Raw genomic sequence first — 24,538 nt, forward strand, 5'->3', positions numbered from 1 at the left:
AACGGATCATTCAGGCATGGGCCTCAAAGGAGGAGCGGAAAGAGAATGGTCCTCCGCACCGGAGGGGGCGGAAGGGAACGCGGGCCGCGGCCTATCAGGCCGGGAAACAGAGGGAACGCGCGTATCCGGGGAATTAATCCTGGCCGGCGGAGAAACAGGCTTGGAGGAAGCAGGGGAGGAGGGAGACTTTTTCCCATCCGGCTTTTCTTTCTTTTTTCCCTCAAGTTTGCCCATGACCGCGTACAGGTTGGCGTCAAACAGCATATCCGGCGTGCCGCGCATCAGGATTTTCCCCGCAGGGTCCAGCAGATACACCCGCGGGGTGAGCCTCACCCGGTAATCCTTAAACGCCGCCGCTTTTTCATCCACCAGGGAGGGCATATCCATTTTCAAGTTCAACAGGGCCTTTTCTATGTTCTCTCTCTTTCCGGGAGCCACCGGCATCACCGTCAAACCGGGAAATTCTTTTCGGAGAGACGCGGCCTTTTGCAAAAACTGAACGGAACGCATATCCTGCGGATCCCAAAAAACCACCAGCACGGGCTTATTCCCGGAGGGGAGCGTCACTTTTCCGGCCGCCGCGGTAGAGGGAAGGCTGATTTCAGGCCCGGTCTGCCCGATATTGAGATTGCGTATTTCATACAGTTCCTCCTTCACAATATTTTGAACCGGAATAGGGCCGAAACTGGAATCATAGCATTTGATAATGGCGTCTTTCAGCAATTTTCCGCGGGCCGCCACCAGCCTGACGTCATCCTGAAGCATCCCTGTCGTTTCCTTCATCACCATGGCCAGGCCCAGGGAAGCCAGGCCCTGGTCCTCAGGGAACTGGTTGTAATTCTTGATCTGTTCCAGAATAACGCGGCAGCGCAGGTCTCGGGAATTGCTCAGGGCATACGCCGCCTTTCCCGCCCCCTGTTCCCGAAACAGCGTATTTTCCAGGGAATCCAGGCAGAACACGACAATTTTCCTGGCCATGTCTCCATTGGGGAACGCCTGCGCTACAGCCAGGGGATGATCCAGAAACCAGACGACAGCCGGAAGAAGGCAGGATTTTTGAGTCTCGGGTTTCTGAAGGTCGCGCCCTACCAGCCTCCATAATTCCCGAGCCACCGGAACGGCATCCGGACGGTTTTTCATTAATTCCGCCCTTTTTTCCCCGCTTTCAGCCGTTTTCAATGCGGATTCCCAGTCGAACTGCCTCATCCGCCAATCCTCCAGCACATTGTTCATGCCCGTCTCGTCCGCCGGAGCCCATCCAAGCAGGCTGCATGCACCGGCTATCACGCAAAACGCTCTCTTCATACCCTGCCACTATGCCCTGACGCGTCCCACACGTCAATCAAACCCCGTGGCAAAACGCAGCCTATTTTTTCTTTTCCCCTCCCTTCCAGCTGTTTACAGCGCGGAATACATCTTCCGGAAATGAACAAACCCCGGCGAATCCCTTCGCCGGGGCTGCTGTTCAACTAACTACCTATGAAGACGGTTGAGTCCTTAAGTGGATGAAGCGCTCTCTCTTTCACTGCATCCGGATCATAACCGTTATGGGTGAGACAAACACACGGCAAATATGTTCAAACATTATTTCTTTTGTATGACACAAGGCCCGGGAAGACAAAAAAGCGGCTACGGAATTTCTCCCGTAGCCGCTCCAACTAACTACCTATGAAATCAGGGTTATTCCTGGTGACAAGGGAAGCTCTCGTTCCTCCCTTATCGAACATCCCTGTTCATTCAGGATACCTTCACGAATTAAACGCTCAAGAATTTTTTTCCTTACGTGAAAAAAACAGAGAACCGCCGCTTCAGGCCGCTACAAAGTTTCGTTCATCATTGGTCAGGGCCCGCACCTGCACGGCCATAAACCTCATTTCATTAAGCATGTTCAGATAAAGCAGGGAGGAACGGGTGCGCGTCTGGTTGCGCTGGGCCCGCTTGATCTGGCGCTTGGTGGCTTTTGCCACCAGTTGAAGAAGCTGTTCCTGGGCCACCATCGTATAGTCGAACTGAATGTACGTCCCCGTCTGGAGCATTTTGCAATATTCATCCAGCAGCTTGATGAGGGCGGTATGTACCTCCTTCAAATCGTCCACCTGGTCAATCGTAAACGGCGTGTGGTTATTATCCACATACGTGAAGATGGACTCGGAAAACTGCGACAGGCTCTGCGTAGCTTCATTCAAATGCTCCAGGGCCTGCACAAAGTGGTAGCCCATATCCAGGGAGCGGGACTGCATCTTGTACAGAATAGGGAGAATATCGTACTTGTGATGTTCGCTGCTGGTCATGGCCAGCCGTTCTGCGGCATCCGCCAGTTCTTTCAGGGCCTTCCTGTCCCCCTGGAAAAAGTTTTCCACGGTGTCATTGTAAATTTCCCGCAGCTTGAGCGTGCTGTCCACAATCTGGTGGCTGCATACATCCAGGATATTTTCTTCCGTAATCTGGTCAAAACGCTCTACGGAAAGCTTGCTTTCCCGCTTGCGGTGCATGATGGTGGACTTTACCAGAATGACAACCACCAGGGCCAGCAGACCGAAGATGGCGTACACCTGTCCGTAATGCAGGATGGTAGCCATGACGGCGGCCAGCGTAAAGGCAGCCAGCCCGGTCATGAACCAGCCGGAAATCACCGTCAGCACGCCGGTTACACGGTAAACCGCGCTCTCCCTTCCCCATGCCTTGTCCGCCAGGGAGGAGCCCATCGCCACCATGAACGTCACGTACGTGGTGGAAAGAGGGAGCTGCCTGCCAGTAGCCCATGCAATCAACAGGGAAGCAACCGTCAGGTTCACCGTGGCGCGAATCAGGTCAAATGCCACCCGGTCCTTGGGATTCAAGGGCTGGGGGGCGGGATCCCACTGGTGGTTCATGCGCACCAGCATGCGGGCGGGAATAAGCCTTTTCACCCCGCGTCCCAGGGCGATGGCGCTGCGAACGATGGCGCGGGCGGGGGGGACGGAGCCGAAACGCTCAATACCGCCTTCACCCTGCCTGGAAAGTTCCACGCCGGTGGCGATCACCGTTTTTGCCTTTTTGGAGAACCACAAGGCAAAAATCATCATGCAGCCCGCGGCGAACAAAATATAATGGTTTACCGGCATGCCCTGCCCCGGCATCAGACACTCCATGGAGGTGATGGATGCGGGAGAGCCACCGGCCGCCGCCACGCCGCTGGCGTACTGGAAGGAATCCAGACCACCCATGAAAACGCCGATGAAATTCACCAGGTCGTTGCCCGCAAAGGCCAGAGCCAGGGAAAAAGTGCCCGCCAGAACGGTCAGGCGCAGAATATTCGTCATGAACAAATGCTGAAGCAGGAACATGAGCACGGAAAAACCGCCGAAGGCCGTGAGCAGGGCCATGCCCAGATTCTGGTCAATGTATTGGATGAACGAGGGCTCCATCAGGGTAGACTCCTTCAAGCCCTTGAAAACGGCAAAATAGGCTATCGCCGTCATGGCAATGCCGCACCAGAAGCAGCCGAACCATTTGAACCGGGACTGGTATTTAAACGTGAACGCCAGACGGGAAATCCACATGACGATGGTGCCCACCGTAAAGGCGATGGCTACGGAAAGAAGAATGCTGGTGACAATCTCAAAAGCCTTGTCCGTATTAATGAAATCCCACACGGACTGAACCAGGCGGAGCTTGGAAATCTTGAACAGGGCCGTCGCTACGGCAGACCCCAAAATACCGAATACCAGAGAAACGGTGGTGGACGTAGGCAATCCGAAAGTATTGAAGGTATCCAGCAGAATCACTTCGCTGATCATTACCCCCAGGAAAAGCAGCATCACTTCATGATAACTGAACATGTCCGGGTGAAAAATACCGTTGCGGGCTACTTCCATCATGCCTCCGGAGAAACAGGCCCCCACCAGCACGCCGATGGAAGCTACGGTCAGGATCACCCGCACGGGTGCAGCCTTGGAACCGATGGCGGAATTGAGGAAGTTGACGGCGTCATTCGCTACGCCGTTGATCAAGTCAAATGCCGCCAGAAGCAGCAGGGCTGTGATGATAATCCAGTAAATTGAGTCCATAACTGTCTCTTGTGAATGGTGGGCGGAGGGCATCCGCGAGCTGCACCACCGCCTCTTTACACGGAAACGGTCGATTTTGCTACTGTTTTGTTACAGAAAAATCCTTTCTCCTTATCACCGGGAACGGGGAAGGAAATCCAGTTCCCCGGGGTCGGGCCAACGGTGCCGGGGATAACGCCCCGCCAGGTCCTTTTTCATTTGCCCGTATCCGTTCCGCCAAAAACTTTCCAGAGATCCCGTTACCTGCCACGGCCTCTGGCTGGGGGCCAGCACCTCCACAATCACGGGTACGGCCCCGTTGGCAATGCGTGGGGAAACCGCCACGCCGAACAGGCGCTGCACCGTCAGACTGATCACCGGGGAGGAATCCTCCCCGTACCTGACCTTGGCGTGCTGGCCGTTGGGCAACGTGAGGCTTACCGGGGCATAATCGTCCAGCGCCTTCGCCTGCCAGCCGGAAAGCCAATCCCTCAGCACGGGAATAATTTCCCTTTCCTTGATGTCCTTATAACCCACGGCCCCTTCACAGACCAGAGAAATGGCGACCAGCTTGTCCTCCTCCGAAAACCGGGGCAGCCCCAGTTCCGGCATCCAAACGCTCAAACCATTAAGACGGCGTATCCACTGTTCCACGGCATCATTCCATTTCACCAGCTTCAGGGTTCCGTCCACTACTTTTTCAGCCAAAACCGGGGCGGCCAGCTCCGTAGGGGCATCCCCGCGGTCACGATCCTCCAGCACCAGATCTCCATACATCAGCTTCCGGTGCAGACGCACGCGCCGCAAAGCGGCATCGAAGACGGCTTCCTCCCCGCAGGAAAAACGCTCCGGCCAAATGGAACGCAAATCTTCCGGCGCAATAAGCGTACAGCGTCCCACACGGGTTTCCACCGCCTTTCCGGACAATTCCGCCACCTCTGCGGCTACGAAATGCTCTCCTTGAAACACCACGCTTCCTTCCGCCAGCCTGCCGCCCACCCCGCCGGCCATGCGGCATGTATTGGCTGCCACGCCATTTCGCACACCCACATGGTCCGCAAAACTCTCAATCATTGCACGGACTACGGCAGGGCGCGCCGCCGTAAAATCCGGTCCCGGCGTTTCCCGGGCTTTTCCCCGGCTGCCGACGGACAGAAGCTGCCGGTATGCCATCCATGCCTCCCGCGCCCCGCGGGAAGAGATGCCCCAGCGGGTACACGCCGCCGCCCCAAAACCGGCATCCACAGCCTTCTCCACCGCGCGCCACTCCGCCTGGAAATCCGTGTAATCCGCAGAATCGCGCAAATGATCGTTCAGCCCCCCCTTTACCGCAACACCTTCTCCCTGCATCAGGGCTGCAACGGCGGCCAGCTCCACGGCACACTGTTCATCTTGGCCGGCCACCATCAGACGGGCCAGCCGGGGCGGCAGGGGAAAAGCGGTCATCCTTTTTCCCGTATCCGTCAGGCTTCCATCCTCTTCCGTCGCACCCAGGGCAGCCAACAAATTCACGGCCCGCTGCATCACCAGGGGGGCAGGAACATCCAGCCAACGGAAATTTTCCGGTACGGTGACGCCCCAGGCAGCCAAATTCAAAACGGCTCCGGCCAGATCCACCCGGAAACATTCGGGCGGGTCAAAATCCTCCTTCCGGGCCTGTTCCGCCTCACTCCACAGCCGGAAACAGCGCCCCGGAGCCACGCGCCCGGCACGGCCCGCGCGCTGAGCGGCGGACGCCTTGGAAATCTTCACCAGATGCAGCGTATCCATCCCCCGGTACGGATCCCATCCGGACCGGCGGACCAGCCCGGAATCAACCACCGTACGCACTCCCTCAATCGTCAGGGAAGTTTCCGCCACATTAGTGGAAACAATGACACGGGGGATATCCCCCCGCTCCACGGCGCAATTCTGCTGCTCCGGCGCCAGAGACCCGTAAAGGGGAAAAACGTCCCGGCCGCTCATCCACGGCTTTCCTGCCAGCAACTCCACCGTTTTCCGTATCTCATACACGCCCGGCATAAATACCAGCACATCCCCGCAGTCATCCTCCCTCACCGCCTCCCGCACAACATCCGCCGCCTGCTCCCATATGGGGGGAGGAGCCACCCTGCCGCGTCCGTCACTGACCAAGCGGGGAGCCCGGTAAACGACTTCCACGGGATACTGCCTGCCTTGCGCTTCCAGAACCCGGCAGGAACCTCCCATATATTCCCGCAGCCCTGATATCTCCAGTGTGGCGGACATCACGACCACGGCCAGATCCCGGCGCGGCCCTTCCTGCAGATCCAGCACACGCCCCAGGGATAAATCCCCGGAAAGGCTGCGTTCATGGAACTCATCAAACACCACGGCGCTCACCCCTTCCAGGGAGGGCCGTTCCGTCAGCCAGCGCTCCAACATGCCGTCCGTCACGTACGCGATACGGGTGCGGGAGGAAATGTACCGTTCAAAACGCACCGCATACCCCACTTCTTTTCCCAGCTCCACCCCGCGCAGCCGGGCCACATGCCGCGCCAGCAGGCGAGCGGCCATCCGCCGGGGCTGTACAACGACAATCAGGCCACGGTCTCCCAGACCGGCGTCATCCATCATCGGAGGAACGCCGGTGGACTTGCCGGAGCCGGTAGGAGCTTTCAACAAAATGCGCGGAGAAGGAACCCGCAGAGCCTCCATCAATTCTCCGCGGATTTCCTCAATGGGAAGAGAAGAAAAAACCATAACGGGTTACAGGGAATCCGTTCGTGCCGGGGACATTCAGCCGATGCAGGCCAGCAGAAACCAGAAAAACGGCACGGTAAAGGAAGGGCTGTCAATCAAATCAAAAATTCCTCCTATCCCCGGCAGCAGGGAACCGGAATCCTTGATGGCCAGGCTGCGTTTAACCAGGGACCCGGCCAGATCCCCGTAAACGGAAAGCAGGAAAATGAGGGATGTGCATCCCATCAGTACCAATACCTGGGTTATGGACAAGACGGAAATTCCGAACATCGGGAAAACCAGCCCTATGGCCGCCGCATTCGTCAGCACCCAGGAACCGAGGAGGCCCTCCCACGTTTTCTTGGGGCTGATGTGGGGAATGAGCCTGCGGGAAAAAAGGCGGCCGCCCAGCAGGAACCCGCTCACGTAGGCAAAAATGTCCGCCATCTTCGTTACCAGAACGACCCACAGCACACACATGACAATGGCCGGATAAACATACCCCGCCCTCATATACGCCAGATGCAGGGCCAGAATGGCAAAAGAGAACAGCCAGACGGGATAAATAAAGGAAAGCAGCGTAGTACCCACGGAACGGAGAGCCCTGCTTCCATCCACCGGGTACTTCATCTCACGGATGAAGGCAACCACTACCAGGAGGACCGGAGCGGCAAGCGCCACCAGAAGAGGAAGGGGGATGAGGAAAGAAACCTGTTCCGCAAGGGCGCTTTCCCGGAATTTAGTGATGCAGCATGACCAGGACAGCAATACGGGGTACGCCACTCCGAAAAGAAAGCTCAAGTTCGGCTGGGAGGCTTTTCCGGAACGCAGCAGCATGTGCCGCCATTCCCAAGCGGCCAAAATACAGAAAATGCAGACCAGACCGTAATACCCAAGTTCGCAGTCCCACCACAAAGCCCCGGCCAGCAACCCAAGCAAAACCACGGTGCTGAATGAACGCTGCACCAGAACACCCATCTTGCTTCCGGAAAAACTCTTGTCCCGATTCGGTATGCTCATCATCACGCGAAGTGTACAGAAAACCGTTGCAACCTCAATCCTGAAATGCTTCCTTTCCTGCGGCGTCTCTTCGGAAAACGTCCGTTCTCCCCATCCTCACCCTCTCCGCTGCAAACAGGAAAGCAGTCATCCCGCCACTTTTCCCTCTCCGGGAAGGATGCAGCAACGGAAAACCAAAGAAAGCACGCAACAACAAAAAGCGGAAAAAACATCCGTAAAATGAAATCCATTTCCATGCAGCTCCAATATGACAAATGCCGGACTTCCGCACAAAATTTCAAACTTTATGGTGGATTTATCCACCCATGAATTCTCTTCTTTCCTCCCCCTGCCGCCGCCGGATATTTCCGGATGAACCGGCTTCCATTTACTCTTGTCCTCTTCCGGAAACAAGGAGAGCAAAATAGCGTCATGTGGACGTTTTATAAGATAGACAATCACCTGCAAATCAGTAACACTTACATCCCGGCGTCAGCTTTTTCCCCAAATGGAAAAAAACGCACCCTTTTCCGTTATGAACATGCACTCATTCCGTTGGATTAGACTCACCGCATTCTCGGCCCTAGCCGCAGCCGCCATTACTTCCTGCGCCTCTGCGGCTACGGACTTCAACCAGGTGGGCAAGCAAATGTCCCTGCTGCTCCAGAATTTCCACTTCTCCCGCAAAGAATTCAGCGATGAACTATCCGCCAAATTCCTGGAAACCTACCTGCGCAAGGTAGACCCCAACAAAATATTCTTCACCCAGCAGGACGTAGACGCCCTCAAAAGAAAATACGGTAAGGAGCTGGACGACTACCTTATGTCCGGCCAGATGATGGATGCGGCCCAGGCCATGCACTCCCTTTACCGCCAGCGCGCCATGCAGCGCATCTCCTATGCGCGGGATTTGCTGAAAAAGGGAGGCTTCACCTTTGACAAAGACAAGTCTATCGAACGTTCCCGCCGCAAAACAGCCGCGTGGCCCAAGGATGAGGCGGAAATGCAGCAGGTCTGGAAAGACATGGTGGAGGAACAGCTCCTGTCCGAAATCCTGCGCCGTGAAACCGTAGCGCGCCTGGCCAAGGAACAGAACAAGCCCGATCCCCTGGCCAATGAGAAACCAGCGGAGGAAAAACTGCTTATGCGTTATGAACGCATTCAGCGCAATATTCAGGAAACGGATCTGGAAGACGTAGCGGAAACACTGCTCAGCGCCGTAGCCTTGACGTATGACCCGCATACGGATTACATGGGTGCGCGCCAGGTGGACCGTTTCAAAATCTCCATGGGTACGGAACTCACCGGCATCGGCGCCCTGTTGGGCAGTGAAGACGACGGTTCCACCAAAATTACCGGTATCGTTGTGGGAGGACCGGCTGACAAATCCGGAGAATTGAAGCTGAACGACCGCATCGTTGCCATTGACTCCGACAACTCCGGAGAAATGGTGGATATCCTGTTCATGAAGCTGGACAAAGTGGTGGATATGATCCGCGGAGCCGAAAATACCCAGATGCGCCTGAAAGTAGAGCCGGCAGACGCCCCCGGACAGGCCAAAATCATTACGCTGACCCGCTCCAAGGTACCTCTGAAGGATGAACTTGCCAAAGGTGAAATCATTGAACTTACCGGAGCTCCGGAAGGCAGGAACCGCATTGGCGTGCTGAGCCTTCCCTCCTTCTACGCAGACATGGAAGGCGGAGACCGCCGCTGTGCCAAGGATGTCAAAAAAATCCTGGAACGGATGAACAAGGAAAATGTGGATGGCCTGGTAATTGACCTGCGCAGCAACGGCGGCGGTTCCCTGGAGGAAGTGCGCCTGATGACGGGCTTCTTTACCGGAAACGGCCCCGTGGTGCAAATCAAGGACACCCGCGGCAACGTGGATATCAAATCCGCTCACAACCGCCAGAAACTCTTCAATGGCCCCATTGTGGTGCTCATTAATAAACTCAGCGCATCCGCCTCTGAAATTCTGGCCGCGGCCCTTCAGGATTACGGCCGCGCCGTGATTGTGGGGGATGAATCCACCTTCGGGAAGGGGTCTGTGCAGCAGCCTGTGGACATCGGCCAATACCTGCCTTTCTTCGCGGCCAGAGACCGTGCGGGCCTGCTGAAAGTCACTACCCAGAAATTTTACCGTGTGGCGGGCGGCTCCACCCAGCTCAAAGGCGTGGAAAGCGATATCCAGCTTCCCACCGCTACGGCGGCATTCGAGCTGGGAGAAGACATTCTGGACTACGCGATGCCCTATGACCAGATTACGCCCTGCACCAACTACAAAAAGGACTCCTCCATCGCGGCCATGCTGCCCGTGCTGAAAGATGCCAGCGCGAAGCGCGTGGAAAAAGACCGCGATCTCCAGATTGCCAGGGAAGATATCGCCATGATGAAACAGCGCATCAAGGACAACAAGCTTTCCCTGAACAAGAAAATCCGGGAACAGGAAAACTCCGCCCTGGAAGAACGCCGCAAATCCATCAACAAGGAACGCAAAATCCGCTTCGCGGAAATGGCCAAGGAAGACGCTACCAAATACAAAATTTACCGCCTGACGCTGGACGACGTCAACGCCAAGGAGCTGCCCCTGGCGGATCCGGAAAAAGACAATGAACAATTCATGCACCTGGCGGAAGACCCCACGGCAGAACTGGACGACTCCCCGGAATACCCCTCCGGCCTTGATCCGGAACTCCGTGAAGGCATCAACATCGTCCAGGATATGCTGAAGCTGGAATCCTCCGGAAAATAACGGCTCGCTCCTCGCGAACCTCCTTGCCGCCCCGGCCCCATTCAGGGGACCGGGGTTCTTTTTCACGGAGGCAATTCCGGGAGCCGTGCCTCCCGAACAGCCCGAAATGAATCCGGGGCTTGCCAGCCGGAGGGAAATAAGGCAGTATTTTTGCCCGTCAGCAATGAGCACCACCATGAATACGACATACAAAATTGCCATCGGCGCGGATCACGCCGGAGTCGATCTCAAGGAAACCGTAGCAGAACTCCTCAAGGCATGGGGTCATGAAGTGACCGACATGGGAACCATGACCAAAAATTCCTGTGATTATTCCGACTATGCCAATGCAGTCGCAAGCAGCATTGCTGACGGCACCAACGACCGCGGCATCCTTATCTGCCGGTCCGGCATCGGCATGAGCATTGCCGCCAACCGCTGGGTAGGCGTCCGCGCCGCCCTCTGCCGCACGGCCCCTGCTGCGGCCCTCTCCCGCCAGCACAATGATTCCAACCTGCTCTGCCTGGCTTCCGCCTATGTGGACAATGAAAGTGTGGAAGATGTCCTGGACGCCTGGCTGCATGCTGACTTTGAAGGCGGGCGCCATGAACGCCGCGTCGTCAAATCCTCCGGCAGCCCCCTGCAATGGACGGATCCGGAACTGGCGGCCCTCATTCAGGAAGAAGGACGCCGGGAAAGCAACAACATTGAACTGATTGCCTCTGAAAACTTCACTTCCCCCTCCGTCCGGGAAGCCCAGGGCTCCCTGCTGACCAACAAATACGCGGAAGGCTATCCCGGCAAACGCTGGTATGGCGGCTGCGAGGTGGTGGACAAAGTGGAACAGATCGCCATTGACCGCGTACTGGAAATTTTCGGCGGGGATCATGCCAATGTGCAGCCCCACTCCGGTTCCCAGGCCAACATGGCCGTTTACTTCTCTGTTCTGAAGCCGGGCGACACCATTCTCACGATGGATCTCTCCCACGGCGGCCACCTCACCCACGGTCACCGGGCCAACTTCTCCGGCAAACTGTACAATGTGGTTCACTACGGCGTATCCCAGGAAACGGAAGCTATTGACTATGATGCTTTGGAAAAACTGGCTCTGGAGGTAAAGCCGCAAATGATCACGGCGGGAGCAAGCGCCTACTCACGCACAATCGACTTTGAACGCATGGGACAGATTGCCAGGGCCTGCGGTGCCTACCTGTTCGTGGACATGGCCCACATCGCGGGCCTGGTGGCAGGGGGGCAGCACCCGAATCCGGTTCCCTATGCGGACTTCGTCTCCTCCACCACGCATAAATCCCTGCGCGGCCCCCGCGGCGGCTTCGTCATCTGCAAGGAGGAATACGCCAAAAAACTGGATGCCGCCGTCTTCCCCGGAATGCAGGGAGGTCCCCTCATGCACATCATTGCCGCTAAGGCGGCCTGTTTCGGGGAAGCTCTGAAGCCCGAATTCAAGGACTATGCGGCCCAGGTTGTCAAAAACGCCAAGGCCATGGCGGCCAAAATGGCAGAACTCGGCTTCCGCGTCGTCTCCAACGGTACGGACAACCACGTCTTCATGGTAGACCTCCGCAACAAGGGCATTAACGGCGCAGACGCGCAGGAAGCCCTGGACCGCGTAGGCATCACCGTAAACAAGAACGCCATCCCGTTTGACACGGGCTCTCCCATGAAACCCTCCGGCATCCGCATCGGCACGCCTGCCGTAACCACTCGCGGCATGAAAGAAAAAGACGTGGAACAGGTGGCCGAATTCATTGCCCGTGCGCTGGCCTTGTACGTAGGTGACCAGGTATGCCCGAATCCGGACGGCTTCTCCCAGCTTAAGGAAGAAGTTTCCGCGTTTAACCGCAACTTCCGCCTGCCTCATTAACATCTCCTGCGCATAAACGCTTTTCAGGCCGTTCCGCCGTTTCCGCGGAACGGCCTTTTAATTAAAAATCCGTATTCACGGTCTCCCAATACGGACGGCCAAGACGCCCGCAACAAAAAAACTCTTCGTCAAGGAATAGCCAAGAATTGTCCAAACTGCGCTTTCCCTCTCCTATATTGCGGACAAACCGGTTTGGAAATTAACAATCATTATTCATCCTCACGTCCTCGCTGGAACATTTGCCCTCTTCCCGGCCCAACCGGAAAACAAAGGTAGCGGCAGGTTGGGAATAATGGAACTGATGGCTTGCACGGGTTGCCCCTCCATCCGCAATTAAAATAATCTTAAAACCTTCATTGGAAAACCGGATATTTTTTTCATCCCAATATCCATAACCGGACATAACAGAATATCTTCCTATTTCTCTAAATGAACCGTCCTGCTGGCGCAGAAAAGCTTTAAATTCATAACTGTTGAAATTGGCGCCCCTAGGCGTTCTCCACACTAAAGCGGCTTCATGGTCCGCCTGCCAGATTACTTTGTTATCCGGATTGTCCCGGAAACAGTTTTCCAGAAAAGCCATCTCCTGCTTGTGAAAACGCAAGGCGGCGCCATCTACCGGAGGATGATCGACAAGAGGAGAAGGCGCACCAGAAGCCACAACAAGGGGAACCGTGCAGCAAGAGAAAAAAAACGTTTTCAAGGAGGCATTCATCTTCCGGATATTACTTCATCAAAAAGACGGCTCAAGTCTCAATCACCTGATCCGCCTGATGATGCTTCAGAATGATTTATCTATCCAAAGGGCCACCGGGCCAGACAGACAAATTATCCCATCCGTCTGGTTTGACGGTGCAGGTCCGGTACTGTTTTTCAGTCAAAAAGTCAGTTCCTCCAATAGTAACATGAGGCTTGGGAGTAGTGCCTGCCGTTCTAAATCCATCATAAGGAACGGTTACGCCACCGCTCAGAACCTCAAGAAGCGCCTTTCTGGCTTCTTCCGGTTTTTCACAACTCAGCCTGTCAATATCCCTGTACTTCTCCCCTTCAACCTTGGCATATTGCTGATTTGTTACAGATGCCCAATTAGGATTCTTACCGTCTTTGATTTCTCCAAATTCCGTCAACATACTCAACAATGGATTTCGATAGGCATTCCCTTTCGTGTTGCCGAGACGATTCAACATCACCAATGCAATCGCCCTCATCTCGGCACCCTTCGTATCGGCTTCCGCATAGATGGCTCACACCATTAGAGAGTCAGAACATCGTCTCCGTCGATGCGGAAATAATGCCGTTCTGCTTTTTCTACTCTAATGTATCTTTTCCAGGTGTCAGTACGATCTTCTACATTCTGCTTGATAGGAATCAGCACGGGGTCGGCCACTCAACTAACAAACAAATTTTTACAAAAATTTGATATGTAAAATTCTTTTATGGCCTGCCTGCGGAAGTCATGCCGTCCCACGCGGGAAAGTAATAATGCAGGGTAGGTTCAGGCTCATTCAACAGGCGGTAATGCCACCATTCCGGAGCATAATTGGCAAAACCCTGTTTTTCAAAAGCCTTTTTCAAAATCATCCTGTTTCTGCGTTGGGACGGAGTCACTAATGTGGAGTCCGTGGCGGAACTGGGATCCAGCAGGTCATGATGGCCGCCCATATCCACCGGCTTTCCGGTCCTGGCGTACAGCAGGGAAACATCCACAGCCACGCCCCGGGAATGTTCCGAGAAATCGCGCACATAGTGGTCTCCGAACACCTTGGCCTTGTCAATATGGGGATAATACCGGGACTTCATCTTCTGGTCCCCTTCGTCAGCTCCCCATTTGCAAATGTCCAGCACGGCGGTATGGGGACGGTAGGCGTCATAAATTTCCAGCAGGTAACCCTGACGATACAAATCTTCCGAGACTTTTTTCAACGCCTGCGCCGCCTGGGTGCGCAGGATGGCGCGCCGACCGTGGTAACCGTCCAGCGGACGCCCTACAAAATTGTCATATCCGGCATATTTCAAATTAGTCTTTACCAGGGGTGCCACCTGGTCCACATACACAAAGCCCGGCTGCATCACGGGCTGAAGGGGCTGATTGAACGCCGGTTTGAATTCCCTGCTGCCGGAACAGGAAACCAGTAACATGAACATGCCGCATACCGCAGCTACGCAAGTCTTCATGACCACGAAGCGTAGCACGGCATGCGGCGCAAATCCGGTCAGGATTCCGTCATTTCCAGGAATCCCTTGATCTTGCTGATGCGCGTGGGATGGCGCAGCTTGCGGAGGGCTTTGGCTTCAATCTGGCGAATGCGTTCGCGGGTGACGCTGAACTGGCGGCCCACTTCCTCCAGAGTGCGGGGACTGCCGTCCCGGAGGCCGAAGCGCTGTTCAATAACTTCGCGTTCACGGTCCGTGAGGGTGTCCAGAACATCCTTGATTTTTTCTTTCAGGAAAGAGAAGGAGGCTTCCTCCATGGGATTTTCCGCCGCCTTGTCTTCAATAAAGTCACCGAAGGAGGTATCGTCGGAATCCCCCACGGGGGCTTGCAGGGAAATGGGCTGCTGGGCCATTTTCAAAACGGAACGCACGCGTTCCACAGGCAGATGGATTTCTTCCGCGATTTCTTCCGGAGTGGGTTCCCTACCGTACTCCTGCACCAGCTGCTTTTGCACGCGCATCAATTTGTTGATGGTTTCAATCATGTGCACGGGAATGCGGATGGTGCGGGCCTGGTCTGCAATGGAGCGGGTGATGGCCTGGCGGATCCACCAGGTGGCATAGGTGGAGAATTTGTAGCCGCGGCGGTATTCAAATTTTTCCACCGCCTTCATCAGGCCCATGTTGCCTTCCTGAATCAGATCCAGGAAGGAGAGGCCGCGGTTGGTATATTTTTTGGCAATGGAAATGACCAGGCGCAGGTTGGCCTCTACCATTTCATCCTTGGCCCTGCGGGCTTCGCGAAGCCATTTGCGGAGTTCCTGGTAGGCTTCTCCCATCTCATCCGCAGTCATCCACATGCGAAGCTCCAGCTCTGCCAGATGTTCCTTGAGTTCCTTGTTGTCCGGATCCAGGGCAACCTTCTTCTGCATGCGGAGCACGCGGTCGCGGGCCTCGTCAATCATGGAACAGAAATCCTCAATCACCTTGTGCTTGAAATACAGGCGACCGAAGAACTTCACCAAAACGCCGGCAACTTTGTCGAATTCGGCCTGGCGGGCCTTGACGGACTTGGCCGCCTCCTTGCTGCGGTACAGCTTGCGGAAGGAACCGGATGCGTCCTGATGGGTCTGCTGTATCTGGGCGCAGAGCTGGGCCAGCCCTTTCATATAGCGCTCACGGGAGTCTATCTTTTTGTCAAGGATAACGCGGTCAAAGCGTTCCTCATTGTCGAGCAGGCGATAGGCTACGTCCAGATAGGCATTCGCGATGAAACCGAAGCGGTGCACACAGCGCTGGACGTTCTGTTCCGCGTCCTCAATTCTCTTGGAAATGGCCACTTCCTCTTCACGGGTAAGCAGGGAAACCTGGCCCATTTGTTTCAGGTACATGCGGACGGGATCATCCAGAATGTCCATCTTGGCTTCGAGCTTTTCCTCTTCGTCCTCTTCTTCCGTGCTGATGCGGGTGCGGTCCGTGTAGCTGTCCACATCAGACGCGTCAATGATGTCAAACGCCATGCTGCGCAGGCGGTCCATGATGGCCTCGTAATCCTGCTGATCGACAATGTCGTTGGGAAGGGAGTCATTAATATCGTCAAAAGTCAGATACCCCTGTTCCTTGGCGAGCTTGATAAGTTCACGGATTTTTTCCTGAATCTCCGGAGCGTCAATCGGATTCGTGACCTTGCGGCTGGCAGCCCTCTTGCGTTCCTCTTCCAATATTTCGCTTAACTTTTTGGGCGTTTCCTCCTTCGCAGCAGGTTTGGCAGCCTTCTTCTCAGCCGGCTTCTTCTCCGCAGCCTTGGCTGGAGCTTTCTTGGCAGGAACAGCTTCAGGCGCCTTTGCCGGAGTCTTTTTGGCGGCCGGCGCCGCCTTCTTGGAGGCAGAAGCCGGAGACGCTTTTTTTGCCGGGGCCTTTTTTTCCGCAACGGGTTTGGCGGCGGCCTTTTCCGTAGCCGGAGCGGCAACCCTGGCGGAGTTTTTTTTGGCTGGAGCCGCCTTCGGAGCGGTTTTGGAATTTTTTGCGGCGGGCCGGGCCGTTATTTTTTCCTTGGATTCAGAAGCTTTTTTGTTGGCGGAAGTCTTCTTGGGAGAAGAGGGGGATGGGTCACCGGATTTGGACATATCTTGAAAAGAAGAGGGCACAATTCACCATTATATCAATACCCGGAGGTATCGAGGCACTACATTGTACCCAGCAAACGCTTCAAGTCAACACTAAGTTTGGACAATTCCAGCCTTCTGGCAGCATCCGTGGAGGGATCCGCCAGTTCCGCCATCAGGGAAGCGATGTGCCTCTCCAAAGCGGCCTTCGCAATGCCGGAGCAGGCTTCCTGTACACTCCTGTCCACATCGGGAATAGGTATGGGCTCCAGATTCAGCATACCCAGGGCATCCCGTTCCGGCTGAGGCAGGGACGCCAAAAAAGCCTGAACGGCCGCGGGGCTGTCCGGAGAAGGCAGCCTGGCCAGAATTTTTTTTAAGATGCCTCCGCCCTGCAGCAGCCGCATCGGCTCCAGCAATTCTTCAATGCGGTCCACGATAAGCCCCTGGGCACGGGAATTCTGAAGGGCCAGTTCACAGAGCACGGCCACGGCGCGATCCATTTTCACAGGAGGATGCTGCGGAACCTCCTCAGCCGTCTTACGCTCTGCGGACTGGGCCTGTTCCTGCCCCTTCCGGCGTCCGGCCATTCTGACGGCGCCGCGCAAATTATCCGCAGCCATGCGCATGCGCGTGGCTACGTCAGCCGTAGCCAGGTCCCGGGCCACCGGGTCGCTCATGCAGGCCAGCAGGGCCGTCATCTCACGGGCAAAAGCGGCGCTGGAAGCGGCATCATCCAACAAACCGCTCTCCCTGGCCCGTTCAATGCGAACCTCAAAGAAGGAACGGGCCCGCTCCACCATCCCAGAAAAAGCCTCTTTCCCCTCCCTCTTCATGAAAGAATCCGGATCGTCCCCGGCAGGAAGGTTCACCAGGTAAATATCCTTGCCAAAAGGGGCCAGTTCACGGAAAGCCCGGTCCGCCGCAACCATGCCCGCCTTGTCCGCGTCAAAACACAATACTATCCGTGAAGCATAGCGTGAAAGAATCCGGGCATGCTCCGGAGTAAACGCCGTCCCCAAAGGGGCTACGGCAAAAGAAATACCCGCCTCGTGGCAGGCAATAACGTCTATCTGTCCCTCGCACAACAGGGCTTTGCCGCTTTTTCCCATAGGGCCGCGCGCCTTGTCCAGGGCAAACACCACGTCCCCCTTTTTGAAAATGGCCGTCTCCGGGGAATTAACGTACTTGCCTACGTTTTCCTGAGGCCGCAGAATGCGGCCGGAAAACGCCACACATTCTCCGTACACATTGTTGATGGGGAACATCAGCCTGTCCCGGAAGCGGGCGTACAAATCTCCCCGTTCTCCGCGGTTGGCGAGACCGGAATCTATCAGCACCTGGTCCGGGATACCCTCCCTGCGGGCCCAGGCCAGAAACTCCCGCGAGGAGTCAGGAGCCCACCCTACCTGCCAGCGTTTCGCCATGTCTGCCCCGTATCCGCGGGAATTCAGGTAAGCCCTGGCCTCCGCCGCCTTCGGGGAACAAAGCAGGAGCCTGTGGAAAAACCCAGCTGCCTTCTTGTGGGCCACCAGCAAAGCCGTGCGTGTCTTGCGCCGCCTTTCCTCCGCTGCGTCATAGACCTCCTCCACAATGGAGATTCCGGCTTTTTCCGCCAGCCTTCGCACGGTATCCGCAAATCCCAGGTTCTCCATCTTCATCACAAAAGTGATGGCAGACCCTCCTTCCCCGCAGCCAAAGCATTTAAAATTCTGCCGACTCTGGTCCACAATAAAGGAAGGCGTCTTTTCATTGTGGAACGGGCAGCATGCCTTCCACCGGGAACCGGCCCTTTTCAGGGGAAGATAGGCCCCCACCACATCTACAATGTCAGTGGCCTCCAGAACGCGCCGGATACTGTCTTCATCAATCCTTCCCATAAGGCGGAACCAGTCTATCACAAGGGGTACGGGTGCACAAGAAGACAGAATCGGAACGCCATGCGAGGAAACAAGGCCTCCACAGGCAGGGAAAAGACGGCGCAGCACCGGCGGCTTCCCGCCCCGGAGGAACACATTTCCCCATTGAGCGCGGGAGCGGAACATGCTAGCCTGTCCGCATGAAGCGCATTCACCTTCTGTTGCTGGCTTTGCTGGCCCTGTTTGCCGGCGCCCCCTTCCGGGCGGCCGCGGAGGAAACCTTCCGCGACAGGGTAGTCGTCATCCCCGTAGGGGAGGACTCCCTGACCAGCAAACAAAGCTTCGGCTTCATGAACCGCATCCTGAAAAGAGCGCAGGAGGAGCAGGCGCGCGCGGTAATATTCGATTTGAACACGCCCGGCGGCCTGGCCTGGGAGACCAGCGAGATGATGATGAAAAGCATCCAGCCGCTCACCATTCCCACCTACGCCTACGTAAACCCCAGGGCCATGTCCGCCGGGGCGCTCATCTCCGCGGCGTGCGACAAAATCTACATGGCTCCCGTCTCCTCCATCGGCGCAGCGGGCATCATCACCTCATCCGGAGAGGAAATGGATCCCGTCATGCGCAAGAAAGCGGAAAGCGCCTTCTGGGCCTTTACCCGCTCCGTCGTGACGGAAAAGGGTTACCGCCCGGAAGTGGTAAAAGCCATGATGATCCCGTCCGACCAGGAACAGCAGTTCGGCCCCGTCAAACTGGAAAAAGGCGCGCTCCTGACCCTGACGGGCAAGGAAGCCGCCGCGCGTCTGGAAGACGGCAGGCCCCTGCTGGCCCAGGGCACAGCCTCCTCCGTCACGGACCTGCTGGCCCAGGAGAAAGTAAATGCCCCCGTAGTCACGGCGGAACCTACGGCCTTTGAGCGCATCGGCCTCTGGATTGCATGGGCTTCCCCCATCCTGATCCTGCTGGGCATCGGCGGCATTTACATGGAATTTAAAACGCCGGGATTCGGCATCGGCGGCATTGTGGCCATTGCCGCGTTTGCCCTGTTCTTCTTCGGCAACAACATTGCCGGGAATCTGGCCGGCTATGAGACGGCGGCCCTGCTCGTTCTGGGCATAGTCCTTCTTTGCGTGGAATTCTTCGTTATCCCGGGCACATTCATTGCGGCCATTGCGGGCGGCGTCTGCATCTTTCTGGCCCTGTTCGGCGGCATGGTCAGCTCCTGGGAATGGGACCATATCATCCGGGACGGACAGTGGGATGACGTCAACACGCTGGCGGCAGTCCTGGGCATCCCCCTCCTGAAACTGGCCCTGGGCCTGACCGGAGGCTCCCTTCTGATTGCCCTGCTGATGAAATACCTCCCGGATTCCATCCTGATGCGCCGCGTTACCAACGCCACGGTCAGCGGAGGTTCCGCCGGGGAAGCGGTCAATATCGCGCGCGTTCAGGTAGGAGACCGCGGGAACGCCGTCACGGAGCTAAAACCCAATGGAAAAGCCATGATTCATGGCGAAATATGCGAGGTTTTCTCTCGACAAGGCATACTGATTAAGGGTACCCCTGTGCGCGTCGTGGACATCCGGCCATTCGACCTCGTCGTCGTCAAGGACGACTCCCCCTCCGGGGATTGACGCCATCACGCTTCTTATCTACTGCCATGCCTCTCACCGTTGGACTCATTTCCCTGGGCTGCCCCAAGAATCTGGTTGACTCTGAAATCATGATCGGCCACCTGCAAAAAGCCGGCATGACCATGACTCCGGAACCGGAACTCGCGGACGTAATGGTGGTCAATACCTGCGCTTTCATTGACCAGGCCAAGCAGGAAGCCATCGATGCCATTCTGGACATCGTGCGTGCCCGGGAAAACGGGGCTTATCCGGAAAACCAGAAACTCATCGTGGCGGGCTGCCTGTCCCAGCGCTTCCGGAAGGAACTGCCCGCCCTGCTTCCGGAGGTGGACGCCTTTATCGGTCCGGACCAAATCACCAAACTGCCGGAAATCATCACTCAAGTGATGGACCGGACCATACAGAACCGGAACTTCATTGAAGGAAAATGCAGGTACGTTCCTGACTGGAACACACCGCGCTACCGCCTTACCCCGCCGCACACGGCCTACATCAAGATAGCGGAAGGCTGCAACCACGGCTGCGCCTACTGCATCATTCCCATGATCCGCGGACGCCACCGCAGCCGTTCCCAGCAGGACGTAGTGCGTGAAGCGGAAACCCTTATCCGGTCCGGCGTGAAGGAAATCTGCCTCATCGCGCAGGACATCACCTATTACGGCATGGATAAATGGACGGATGCGCGCCCAAACCGCCGCAGCGCGGTGGATTCCTCCCGCGGAGAATCCCTGGCTTCCCTGCTCCGCGCTCTGAACGCCATTGAGGGAGAATTCTGGATCAGGCTGCTCTACACCCACCCCGCCCACTGGAGCGACGAACTGACCGCAGCCATCGCGGAATGCCCCAAAGTGGCCCGCTATGTAGACATTCCCCTCCAGCATATTTCCGATAATATGCTGGACGCCATGCAGCGCGTAACGGACGGAGACTATATCCGCACGTTGCTCCGGAATATCCGGAAGGCCGTTCCGGGCATCGCCATCCGCACCACCTTCATCACCGGATTCCCCGGAGAAACGGAAGACGACCATCAGGAACTGATGGAGTTTATCGAGGAATTCCGTTTTGAACGCGCCGGCATTTTCACCTTCTCACGGGAGGAAGGGACAAAAGCCTACAAGATGCCCAATCAGGTGCACCACCGCACCAAGGCTCGCCGCTACAATGAAGCCACCCTGTTGCTGGCGCGTCTCGCTTCGGAAACGGGCCAGGAGCAAATCGGCAGGCAAATACGCGTGCTGGTGGATGCTCCCGGAGTCGCCAGAACGGAATGGGATGCTCCGGACATTGACGGGACCGTTTCCGTTCCTCTGACGCTGCCCGTCGGGCAATTCGCTACTGTCACCGTAACGGATGCCGTTGCGTATGAATTGACGGCGGAATAAAATTGCTTCCGTTCCTGTCGGAAAGAACCCGGGAACAAAAATACAGGCGAAGCGCAGGCCGACGTATATTGCCTCCTGTTTTCCGCCCGACTTTCCGGATTTTCTGCAAAGGCCCTACTGCTTCACGCTGGATTCAGGCAGGGGAACGTTTTCCGGAGGAGCTTCCTGAGACGCAGCTCCCGACGGAGAAACGGAATTCGGAACAGGAACCAGAGAGGTATTCATCCGGGATATATCCAGCTCACGGGAAGCGGCGGCGGCTTCCGGGCTGACGGCGCCCATGTTTGAGGGCAAAGGAAGCAAAGCTCCGTCCGGACCAATTAAATCAGAAGCGGAAACAGGATAAAAACCCATCATTTCCTGCGGATTAACAATCTCCGAGAGGCTTACGTAACCCTGGCTGCCGTCTTCAAACTCGACTTTGGCGAACAAATCCCCGCAGACCAGCACTTTCCCGGTTTTCACCCCACCCCTGACGGTTCCGCTTGTGGAAAAATTACTTTCCGGATTCTGTTCAAACACCATCATTCTGTCCTTCTTGAACGTAACGGCTTCCCCAGGTTTGTAAAATGCCTGCTCCGCCTTGTTTTTAGCCGCCATTTTCTTGGAAGTGATTCCCACGGGATCCAACGCAGAACTCTGACGGTCCCAGGCATTCACATGCTTGTTCGGACCGCAGGAGGCCAGCAGCACCAGCAAAGCGGAAGGGAGAAAAAGCAATTTCATTTGCAGATTATCTTAATTGCCGGGGATTACGGATGGAAGCAGAATTTGCGCCTGTTTCCGCCAGAGACTGTTTCTAAAAGAAAAATTCCGCCTTTCCCTCCGGTTCATGCTGTTTCCCGCAGAGAAAACCATGCCGCTTCCGAACTGCATCCCGGACAAATAATCGGATTCCCGGTAAGGCGTCTATTCCTGCGGCGGGAAAAAACAGCCTGTCTTACCGTCCCCCTGCTCCACTTCCCAGGAAAAACCGCAAAGCATGGCGCGGAGACAACGTATTAAGCTTGCCGCCTTCCTGCCGGAAATGCTATTCTGGAGCTTACTGTTCCAACGGCTGACGCAGGTCCATCCGGGGGAACCGCTCAAGTAATGCGTTCTGATATGGATGAGAAAAGATTAGCCGGCGTAGTTCTGCCATTGTTCTCCCTGCGCCGTAACAATGACCACGGAATCGGGGACCTGACGGCCTTGCGCCAATGGATTGACTGGGCGGCGGATGCCCATGTGGGGTTCCTCCAGCTGCTCCCCGTCAATGCCCTGGGCAGGGACGAATGCCCCTCCCCCTATTCCGCCATCAGCTCCGTAGCTTTGGAACCCCTGTACCTTTCCCTGGAACCCTGGACCATACCCGGCCTGGAAGAACGCGTATTCAATGAAACGGGGGACACGCTGCCGTGGGAACAGCCCTCCGGCCCGGATCTGGTGGACTACCCCAAGGTCAGATTCTGGAAAATGTGGATTCTGCGGGGAGCCTGGAACAATTTCAAAACCAAGCCGAAATATGAGTGCATTATGCCCAAATTCAGGGAATGGGTGAAAGAACAGGGAAGCTGGCTGGAAGACTTTGTCTGTTTCCAGATTCTCTGCGACCTGTTCGGTACGGAAATCTGGTGGCACTGGCCGGAACAGGATCCGGCGCGGGCCAAGGCCATTGCCTCCGATTACGAAGAGGAAAAGGATTTTGCCCGCTGGCTCCAGTGGCTCTGTGAAAAACAGTGGGAATTCATCCGTATTTATGCGGACGAACGCAATGTGAAGCTGATGGGGGATATCCCCATTGGCGTTTCCCTTTCCAGCGCCGACGTCTTTTTTGAGCGCCACCTGTTTGACACGGAATGGTGCGGAGGAGCCCCGGCGGAAGGCAGCTATGCGGAAGACCCATTCACGGTCAAATGGGGGCAAAACTGGGGCATTCCGCTGTATAGATGGGATGTCATGGCGCAGGACAACTTCGCCTGGTGGCGCCGCCGGGTAAAATACTGCACCAAGATTTTCAGCATGTACAGGATCGACCACATCCTGGGCTTTTACCGCATTTACTCCTTCCCGTGGAAACCCACGGAAAACGGGGTATTCCTGCCGCTTTCCACCGATCAGGCGGCCCAGAGAACGGGCGGAAGGCTGCCCGGCTTCAAGCCGCGCGGGGATGACAATGCTGCGGACCGCAACATGAACCTGGCGGATGGGGACCTGTACCTGCGCCTTCTGCTTTCCGCCGCTCCCGGCGTCAGCGTGGTGGGGGAAGACCTGGGCTGCGTTCCGGACTACGTGCGCCCGAACATGCGCCAGCTGGATATCCCCGGTTTCAAAATTCCCCACTGGGAAATCAAGGCGGACGGAACCATTACGTCCGGAAAAGAGTATCACGAATGCTCCTTTGCGGCGTTCGGAACGCATGATTTCGAAACCATCATGCAGACATGGAACGACAGCTACGCGAAAATCGAACGCGCCCGCAAGCTGGGCCTGTGGGAGAACGGCTCCCCCAAAACGCCGTCCAGCCCGGAACAGGAAAACATCGTGCGCCAGGCGGAGGACGGAGCGCGCCTTCTGAAATGGTTTGCGGATTTCTCCGGCATGCAGCCTGAAACCTGTCTTTCCTACTGGAACCAGGAAATCAAGACGGCCATGTACAACGCCCTGTTCCGTTCCCGTTCCCGTTATGCGACCATTCTCTGGCCTGCTCTCTTCGGCATCAACAAACGGCTCAATATTCCCGGCACTACGGGAGGGACCAACTGGAGGGAACGCATGCCCTTCAAGGCCGTGGAAGCATGCGGCATGCCGCAGACCGCATGGCTGCGTACCGTCATCGACGAATCCGGCCGCACGCCGCTGCAGGGTGAAGACGCCATCAGGGCGCTCAAGGAATCCAGCAAACGCCTCTTCCCGAAGATCACCGTCAACAATGAACGCTTCCTGAAACGGATGCTGATGTGGCCGAACGGCAAAACATTGTAGCTGTCCCCCCCTGCCGGAACATCCCCCCGCAGTATCAAAAAAGGGCGCGTTTCCTTCGAAAACGTGCCCTTTTTTCTATCCGTGCTGA

Annotated in this window: 15 protein-coding genes; 5 read left to right on the plus strand and 10 right to left on the minus strand. The window is 56.3% G+C overall.

The features are described 5' to 3' along the window. Window positions 1-6: 6 nt before the first annotated feature. The 4 genes from BHW66_RS11170 to BHW66_RS11185 form a co-directional block, all read right to left on the minus strand. On the minus strand, window positions 7-1,305 hold the full coding sequence (locus BHW66_RS11170) for a redoxin domain-containing protein (RefSeq protein ID WP_286689036.1): 1,299 nt from the start codon (window positions 1,303-1,305) through the stop codon (window positions 7-9). 503 nt (window positions 1,306-1,808) lie between these two features. Continuing rightward, on the minus strand, window positions 1,809-4,049 hold the full coding sequence (locus tag BHW66_RS11175) for an inorganic phosphate transporter (RefSeq protein WP_172973239.1): 2,241 nt from the start codon (window positions 4,047-4,049) through the stop codon (window positions 1,809-1,811). 114 nt (window positions 4,050-4,163) lie between these two features. Continuing rightward, window positions 4,164-6,749: an ATP-dependent helicase HrpB gene (gene hrpB / locus BHW66_RS11180; RefSeq protein ID WP_102737878.1), complete on the minus strand. Its 2,586-nt coding sequence runs from the start codon at window positions 6,747-6,749 to the stop codon at window positions 4,164-4,166. Window positions 6,750-6,785: 36 nt separating this feature from the next. Next, entirely contained in the window at window positions 6,786-7,751 is a 966-nt protein-coding gene (locus BHW66_RS11185) for a phosphatidate cytidylyltransferase (RefSeq protein ID WP_022198785.1), read from the minus strand. 517 nt (window positions 7,752-8,268) lie between these two features. Between BHW66_RS11185 and BHW66_RS11190 the strand changes: the two genes are divergently transcribed. Together BHW66_RS11190 and rpiB are read left to right on the plus strand one after the other, a co-directional pair. Continuing rightward, the gene (locus tag BHW66_RS11190; RefSeq protein ID WP_237970313.1) at window positions 8,269-10,482 is read left to right on the plus strand and encodes a carboxy terminal-processing peptidase; all 2,214 of its coding nucleotides are present in this window, start codon (window positions 8,269-8,271) and stop codon (window positions 10,480-10,482) included. Between the two features lie 175 nt (window positions 10,483-10,657). Next, a complete protein-coding gene (gene rpiB, locus BHW66_RS11195; protein ID WP_275539867.1) occupies window positions 10,658-12,346 on the plus strand; it encodes a ribose 5-phosphate isomerase B in 1,689 nt (562 codons plus the stop codon). Between the two features lie 199 nt (window positions 12,347-12,545). On the opposite strand, the gene BHW66_RS11200 is transcribed toward rpiB, so the two are convergent. From BHW66_RS11200 to dnaG, 5 genes are all read right to left on the minus strand, one after another. Continuing rightward, a complete protein-coding gene (locus tag BHW66_RS11200) occupies window positions 12,546-13,061 on the minus strand; it encodes a hypothetical protein (protein ID WP_022198782.1) in 516 nt (171 codons plus the stop codon). Between the two features lie 76 nt (window positions 13,062-13,137). Beyond that, window positions 13,138-13,554, minus strand: a complete 417-nt coding sequence (locus tag BHW66_RS11205; protein ID WP_022198781.1) for a hypothetical protein — start codon at window positions 13,552-13,554, stop codon at window positions 13,138-13,140. Between the two features lie 226 nt (window positions 13,555-13,780). Beyond that, window positions 13,781-14,521, minus strand: coding sequence for a M15 family metallopeptidase (locus BHW66_RS11210; protein WP_022198780.1), 741 nt, complete (start codon window positions 14,519-14,521; stop codon window positions 13,781-13,783). Window positions 14,522-14,559: 38 nt separating this feature from the next. Then, entirely contained in the window at window positions 14,560-16,626 is a 2,067-nt protein-coding gene (gene rpoD, locus BHW66_RS11215) for an RNA polymerase sigma factor RpoD (protein WP_094136472.1), read from the minus strand. Window positions 16,627-16,685: 59 nt separating this feature from the next. After that, on the minus strand, window positions 16,686-18,485 hold the full coding sequence (dnaG, locus tag BHW66_RS11220) for a DNA primase (RefSeq protein WP_161994098.1): 1,800 nt from the start codon (window positions 18,483-18,485) through the stop codon (window positions 16,686-16,688). A gap of 179 nt (window positions 18,486-18,664) precedes the next feature. On the opposite strand from dnaG, the gene BHW66_RS11225 reads away from it, so the two are divergent. Beyond that, window positions 18,665-20,101 (plus strand): NfeD family protein, encoded by a 1,437-nt coding sequence (locus BHW66_RS11225; protein WP_022198777.1) that lies wholly within the window; start codon window positions 18,665-18,667, stop codon window positions 20,099-20,101. Window positions 20,102-20,127: 26 nt separating this feature from the next. Then, on the plus strand, window positions 20,128-21,486 hold the full coding sequence (rimO, locus tag BHW66_RS11230; protein ID WP_022198776.1) for a 30S ribosomal protein S12 methylthiotransferase RimO: 1,359 nt from the start codon (window positions 20,128-20,130) through the stop codon (window positions 21,484-21,486). 114 nt (window positions 21,487-21,600) lie between these two features. On the opposite strand, the gene BHW66_RS11235 is transcribed toward rimO, so the two are convergent. Then, window positions 21,601-22,212: a hypothetical protein gene (locus tag BHW66_RS11235; RefSeq protein WP_022198775.1), complete on the minus strand. Its 612-nt coding sequence runs from the start codon at window positions 22,210-22,212 to the stop codon at window positions 21,601-21,603. A 378-nt stretch (window positions 22,213-22,590) separates the two neighbouring features. Here BHW66_RS11235 and BHW66_RS11240 point away from each other — a divergent pair, with 378 nt between their 5' ends. After that, window positions 22,591-24,450 (plus strand): 4-alpha-glucanotransferase, encoded by a 1,860-nt coding sequence (locus tag BHW66_RS11240; RefSeq protein ID WP_286689037.1) that lies wholly within the window; start codon window positions 22,591-22,593, stop codon window positions 24,448-24,450. The last annotated feature ends 88 nt before the right edge of the window (window positions 24,451-24,538 follow it).

This window comes from Akkermansia sp. 54_46, assembly GCF_001917295.1.
Lineage (GTDB): Bacteria > Verrucomicrobiota > Verrucomicrobiia > Verrucomicrobiales > Akkermansiaceae > Akkermansia > Akkermansia muciniphila.

Coding starts and splice junctions, on each gene's coding strand:
- BHW66_RS11210 (WP_022198780.1), bottom strand. CDS start 14,521: ATGAAGACTTGCGTAGCTGCGGTATGCGGCATGTTCATGTTACTGGTT.
- BHW66_RS11170 (WP_286689036.1), bottom strand. CDS start 1,305: ATGAAGAGAGCGTTTTGCGTGATAGCCGGTGCATGCAGCCTGCTTGGA.
- BHW66_RS11235 (WP_022198775.1), bottom strand. CDS start 22,212: ATGAAATTGCTTTTTCTCCCTTCCGCTTTGCTGGTGCTGCTGGCCTCC.
- dnaG (WP_161994098.1), bottom strand. CDS start 18,485: ATGGGAAGGATTGATGAAGACAGTATCCGGCGCGTTCTGGAGGCCACT.
- BHW66_RS11200 (WP_022198782.1), bottom strand. CDS start 13,061: ATGAATGCCTCCTTGAAAACGTTTTTTTTCTCTTGCTGCACGGTTCCC.
- rimO (WP_022198776.1), top strand. CDS start 20,128: ATGCCTCTCACCGTTGGACTCATTTCCCTGGGCTGCCCCAAGAATCTG.
- BHW66_RS11225 (WP_022198777.1), top strand. CDS start 18,665: ATGAAGCGCATTCACCTTCTGTTGCTGGCTTTGCTGGCCCTGTTTGCC.
- rpoD (WP_094136472.1), bottom strand. CDS start 16,626: ATGTCCAAATCCGGTGACCCATCCCCCTCTTCTCCCAAGAAGACTTCC.
- BHW66_RS11205 (WP_022198781.1), bottom strand. CDS start 13,554: ATGAGGGCGATTGCATTGGTGATGTTGAATCGTCTCGGCAACACGAAA.
- rpiB (WP_275539867.1), top strand. CDS start 10,658: ATGAATACGACATACAAAATTGCCATCGGCGCGGATCACGCCGGAGTC.
- BHW66_RS11190 (WP_237970313.1), top strand. CDS start 8,269: ATGCACTCATTCCGTTGGATTAGACTCACCGCATTCTCGGCCCTAGCC.
- hrpB (WP_102737878.1), bottom strand. CDS start 6,749: ATGGTTTTTTCTTCTCTTCCCATTGAGGAAATCCGCGGAGAATTGATG.
- BHW66_RS11185 (WP_022198785.1), bottom strand. CDS start 7,751: ATGATGAGCATACCGAATCGGGACAAGAGTTTTTCCGGAAGCAAGATG.
- BHW66_RS11240 (WP_286689037.1), top strand. CDS start 22,591: ATGGATGAGAAAAGATTAGCCGGCGTAGTTCTGCCATTGTTCTCCCTG.
- BHW66_RS11175 (WP_172973239.1), bottom strand. CDS start 4,049: ATGGACTCAATTTACTGGATTATCATCACAGCCCTGCTGCTTCTGGCG.